Origin of the sequence: Cryobacterium inferilacus (assembly GCF_019599185.1) — a bacterium.
In the GTDB taxonomy this organism is placed as follows: domain Bacteria; phylum Actinomycetota; class Actinomycetes; order Actinomycetales; family Microbacteriaceae; genus Cryobacterium; species Cryobacterium inferilacus.
On record NZ_JAIEUL010000054.1, the window covers coordinates 1 to 1,306 of the forward strand.

At 67.9% G+C, this 1,306-nt stretch carries 1 protein-coding gene; it reads left to right on the plus strand.

What is annotated here, in order from left to right; all coding sequences use genetic code 11:
* Positions 1-207: 207 nt before the first annotated feature.
* On the plus strand, positions 208-1,306 hold a 1,099-nt coding region (locus K2F54_RS18845), incomplete at its 3' end, for an AMP-binding protein (RefSeq protein ID WP_308287746.1).

Consider the following 1,306-nt stretch of genomic DNA (forward strand, 5'->3'; position numbering starts at 1 on the left):
CGTCTGCTGGTGGTGTTGGAGCAGTTCGCGGGTGTGGATGTGTGCCTGGGTGAGGTGTCGACGGTGACGGTGGCTGATGGTGTGGTGTTGGCTGCGGTGAATGACACGGCCACGGGGTACGAGGTTGATGGGTGTTTGGGTGCTGTTTTTGCTCAGACGGCGGTCGGGTTCGCTGAGCGGGTCGCGGTCGTGGACGGGCGGCGTCGGGTGACGTATGCGCAGCTGGCCGGTGATGCGGCGGCGGTCACGGGTGTGTTGCAGGGGGCGGGCGTGGGTGCCGGTGCGTTGGTGGGTTTGGTCGGTGATGCCGGTGCTGGGGTGGTCGCTGGGTTGCTGGGCATTGTTGGTGCCGGCGCCGGGTATGTCCCGGTCGACGTGGACGCCCCGGTGGAACGGGGCCGGTTCATCGTCGGTGACGCGCACCTGGATGTTGTGGTTGTGTCCGGCGAACGTGCCCGCGCTGCCGTTGACGCGTGGGACACGGGGGTGCGGGTGATCGAGGTGGGTGCCGCTGTGGCGGCCGGGGTCCTCGCGGACGGACCGGTGTTGGTGGCCGGGTCGGCGCCGGCCTATGTGATTTATACCTCCGGCACGACCGGCGTGCCCAAGGGAGTCCTCGTCCCCCAGCGTGCTGTGCTGCGCCTGGTCCGCGGTAACACGGCGCTTCCCGTGTCTGCCGCTGACACCCTCGTGCAGACGGGGTCGTTGGCGTTCGACGCGTCCACGTTCGAGATCTGGGGGGTCCTGGCCAATGGCGGCACCCTCGTGACCGCGTCCAAAGACGACGTGCTGACCCTGGACCGGTTCGCCGGATTGATCCGCGAGAACACCGTGAGCGTGCTGTGGTTGACGGTGTCGCTGTTCAACCAGATCATCGCGACGGACCCCACCGTACTCGCCGGCGTCAGCCGGGTCATCATCGGTGGTGAGCAGGTCAGCGGCGATCATGTCCGCCGTCTGCACGACGTCAACCCCGACATCACCGTGATCAACGGGTACGGGCCCACCGAGAACACCACCTTCACCACCACGCACGTGATCCCGCGCGGGTTCAGCACCGTCCCGATCGGCCGGCCGATCAGTAACACCCGAGTCCACATCCTCGCCGGCGACCGCGTCTGCGGCATCGGCGAGACCGGCCAGCTTCACGCCGCCGGCGATGGCCTCGCCACCGGCTACCTCGACCGTGCCGAGCTCACCGCGCACGCGTTCACCCAACGCCACGGCGAGCGTCTCTACCGCACGGGGGACCTTGCCAGGTGGCGGGCCGATGGCACTATCGATTACCTCGGTCGTATCGATGACC